The organism is Vibrio sp. V42_P2S4T144 (genome assembly GCF_009904715.1).
Lineage (GTDB): Bacteria > Pseudomonadota > Gammaproteobacteria > Enterobacterales > Vibrionaceae > Vibrio > Vibrio alginolyticus.
In genome coordinates this window covers 1-3,283 of the sequence record NZ_WXWS01000480.1, presented here as the reverse complement: position 1 = coordinate 3,283, position 3,283 = coordinate 1, and the positions used below count along the sequence as shown (strand labels likewise).

Below are 3,283 nucleotides of genomic sequence, written 5' to 3'. Positions count from 1 at the left end.
ATCTATAGTTACCATAGATTGATATAGTTAAATATAGATCTTTATAGCGTATGTGGATAACTGGAAAATCAAAGATTTACACAGTTTCCCACATACACAACAAGTTTTTGTTGTTTAGATGAGTTAATGATCCTGGCTATAGACAACGGCATGCTACAAATAGTGGTAGGTCAATTTCCAATCTAGCTTATAGTAGTAGGGACTATGCAAGGTAAATTGGGCTGGCATAACCGAATAACGATCGCATTTGTGTGAGTTCTTGACAAAAACACGAATTGACAGGAAATATTAATTATTGGATAGTTGTAAGTGTGCACTAGGGGCAACAATATGTACCCCTAGCGCGGTTAATTAACCTATTAGTGCTTGAATAATAGCTGCTACTAGGTTGATAACAGCTATGACAAGCTCAATGAGCTTACTCATAAAACCTCCGAGGGTTTTGATTGTTGTAGCTATGTAAGTCGTATTAAGTGACTGGTACTCACCTAATGCGCATTACTTGAAGTGAAGTTTTTAGCTGCTTCGAGCTTGGTTGGTGATTACATAATTACCTCCTAGTTAACTAAAGGTTGGGTTCTTCGAATCCAGCCTTTTTTTATATTCTTCACACCAGCAATGGTTATGGGGAAACGTTTTGTTCCAATCCTTGCTGAACCTAGTATTCCAGACTTTTTGCTAATTTTGCAAACGCCCAAACGAGTTGGTTATCTCTTTCAGGTTAAGGCGTATGAAAACTCCCAAGTCCTTATGTCCCATTGTTATCAGATAATTCCCCTCTCATAAAGAAACGCTTTGAAAAATATTCATTTCTCTACATGAATCGGGATATGAGCAAGATTTTTATCCAATAATTCATGTTCATGTTCATGTTCATGTTCATTTTCCCTTTCTGCTTGATGCCAACCTCAAAAGAAAGTTGCCGCTTCCAGCGATGGGTTAGCGCATTCAATATATTGCTGTTAACTCATCTTATCCTGTTAAAAACAAAAATGCTTCCCCGTACAACTTAAGTGGTTAAGCTTCCTATCATTTTGGCTAGTTTTTGCCCACTAATTCCCAATTAGCCTAAGTGTTGACAGTATTAAACTCAACTAATTGACGTCGATAAGACGCTAAACGATCTGGCGTCATGGTCACGTAAGGCATCTGTTTTTTACTATACCGTTATTTAATGATTACGGAACCTAACGGACGAGGTTTCTTGATGAACCAATTCAAACTAGCTTTCGCGATTGATGCTTTTCTAATCCTGTATATATAATTATAAAGCGACAGTATTTTTGTTTAGTATGGTTGGTTTTTGTTTGTTTATTTTGCTGGTGGGTGTTGTTATAAATTCCGAATGTAAAGTGTTGGCTCTATGAGTGGGCGCTTTTTTTTGTGCCTTAAATTCTCGAACGTTCGGATTAAGTATTGAGGCGGAAAAAAAGCTTCGAGTTTCCCCGAAGCTTTCCATTACTCTTATCCCGATAGCTAAACGTATCCGTCTATGCGAGGTGGATTTTATCATCATCCACTTTGAAAAGAGAAGTGTTTAACTTGCTAAGTAGCTTGTCTACTGGGATTTTCCACATTTTACACAATTCATTTAGGTTGTTCTGACCGCTCTTAATTGCATTGGCCAAAGCGAAGTCTAAGACGCTGTTCGAGGTGTTGGTCATGTACTCTTTAACGTCTGCTTGGATTTGGTCGTGAACTTTTTGCTGTTGTTCTCTGACATTTGCTGATTCCTCATATGAGTCTGTTTTCCTGTTTGCAGAGACGAAAATACATCGTTTCGGTTTTTGTATCAATACTTTTTGCATTGTTTTTTAAGTGGTTTATACTCCAAATAAAATTGATGCGTTCGGAATGAAAGATGAGTGAGGAAATTTCTGAAATTAAGCGATCTCAACTGGAACAACGGCAAAGAGAGCGAGACAAAAGCTCACCATCAATCCTGGATACATTCGAGGGCATAGAGCTTACGGACGAACGCGAAGCTCTGGCGAACCGGTTACAAGATGCCGATGTGACATTGGATGACAAGCCGGATCGCTGCCCGACTTGCAATGGCACTGGTTACACCAAGTCGTTATTTAGCAAGTGGGAGTGCTGTAGCTGTTTTGGGACGGGTTACGACCTTTCCGATCCGGTTGCCGTTATCAAGTGGCAAAAGCTCTGCCTAGATTGGTCAAAGAATCGGTTACATGAATATCGCGTTGCCTTGATTAAGGCGACAACAACCGAGGAAGAACGACTAGCAAGTGAAGTGGAGAGCTTCTATGAAAATGCGAGACGCAAAGACTAAACAGGCCGCTCGAATCCAATCGCTTGAGTATCGACAGCAACGTGCAGCGCGAATCAAGCGAGCGAGACGGCATGCAGATTTAACCATACTCGAAATGAGCAGGTTAATCGGGTTATCACCAGACACTTATCGAAAAATCGAGAATGGCGAGGTGAACCCAAGGGTGCAAAACCTAGAACTGATAGCGGTCTACACAAGTACAGACGTGGGTTATTTGTTCTTTGGTGATGCGATTTCTAACAGAGACGAAGCGGTAAAGAGAGATACCGGAGAATAACGAATGGCTTCAAGAGGCATTAACAAGGTCATTCTGGTTGGTAACTTGGGGTCAGATCCCGAAATCCGATACCTACCAAATGGCGGCGCAGTAGCGAATATCACGGTCGCTACATCCGAAACTTGGCGCGATAAAGCGTCAGGCGAGAACCGAGAAAAAACCGAGTGGCATCGAGTGGTGTTGTTCGGCAAGTTGGCCGAAGTGGCGGGGGAGTTCCTACGCAAAGGGTCACAAGTTTACATCGAGGGTCAATTGCAGACTCGCAAATGGAAAGACCAGCAAAGCCAAGACCGTTACAGCACAGAGGTAGTAGTTCAAGGCTTTAATGGCGTGATGCAAATGCTTGGCAATAACCGAGCTGGTGGCCAGCAGCAACAAGGCGGTTGGGGTCAGCATCAACAGCAGTACAGCGAACCGCCAATGGACTTTGACGATGACATACCGTTCCAAAACGAGTTCCGTCATTACAAGATGCTGAGTTACGTGGCGGCTTAAACGTTGACATACTCCCCTAGCTAATTCGCTAGGGGATTCTTAGTTCAACACGCTTTCACTAGATAGCCTCTTTTGATGCTATCCCCGATCCAGTCGCTCCCTAAGCTAACCCCGCCAGTCCAGCGGTTTTTATATTCTTCGCTGCGTTAATATCACGATCATGGTGCGTATTGCATTCTGGACAAGTCCAGTTTCGGATATTAAGCGGCATTGATTCG

General features: G+C 42.4%; 4 protein-coding genes. 3 read left to right on the top strand and 1 reads right to left on the bottom strand.

Annotation, left to right across the window (positions count from 1 at the left end):
* The first annotated feature begins 1,861 nt into the window (after nt 1–1,861).
* The 3 genes from CAG68_RS16000 to CAG68_RS15990 are packed head-to-tail and all read left to right on the top strand — an operon-like array spanning nt 1,862 to nt 3,065.
* Entirely contained in the window at nt 1,862–2,293 is a 432-nt protein-coding gene (locus CAG68_RS16000; protein ID WP_161441356.1) for a hypothetical protein, read from the top strand.
* Nucleotides 2,268–2,570 carry a helix-turn-helix domain-containing protein gene (locus CAG68_RS15995; RefSeq protein WP_017634072.1) on the top strand — a complete coding sequence of 101 codons (303 nt, stop codon included), beginning with the start codon at nt 2,268–2,270 and terminating at the stop codon, nt 2,568–2,570. The genes CAG68_RS16000 and CAG68_RS15995 overlap by 26 nt, the downstream gene beginning before the upstream one ends.
* A gap of 3 nt (nt 2,571–2,573) precedes the next feature.
* Nucleotides 2,574–3,065 (top strand): single-stranded DNA-binding protein, encoded by a 492-nt coding sequence (locus tag CAG68_RS15990; RefSeq protein ID WP_161441355.1) that lies wholly within the window; start codon nt 2,574–2,576, stop codon nt 3,063–3,065.
* A gap of 100 nt (nt 3,066–3,165) precedes the next feature.
* On the opposite strand, the gene CAG68_RS15985 is transcribed toward CAG68_RS15990, so the two are convergent.
* Nucleotides 3,166–3,276: a transposase gene (locus tag CAG68_RS15985; protein WP_237667885.1), complete on the bottom strand. Its 111-nt coding sequence runs from the start codon at nt 3,274–3,276 to the stop codon at nt 3,166–3,168.
* Between the last annotated feature and the right edge of the window lie 7 nt (nt 3,277–3,283).

What these genes read in the sequence shown, in the direction of transcription:
- CAG68_RS16000 (WP_161441356.1), top strand. Translation starts at nt 1,862, where the DNA reads ATGAGTGAGGAAATTTCTGAAATTAAGCGATCTCAACTGGAACAACGG.
- CAG68_RS15995 (WP_017634072.1), top strand. Translation starts at nt 2,268, where the DNA reads ATGAAAATGCGAGACGCAAAGACTAAACAGGCCGCTCGAATCCAATCG.
- CAG68_RS15990 (WP_161441355.1), top strand. Translation starts at nt 2,574, where the DNA reads ATGGCTTCAAGAGGCATTAACAAGGTCATTCTGGTTGGTAACTTGGGG.
- CAG68_RS15985 (WP_237667885.1), bottom strand. Translation starts at nt 3,276, where the DNA reads ATGCCGCTTAATATCCGAAACTGGACTTGTCCAGAATGCAATACGCAC.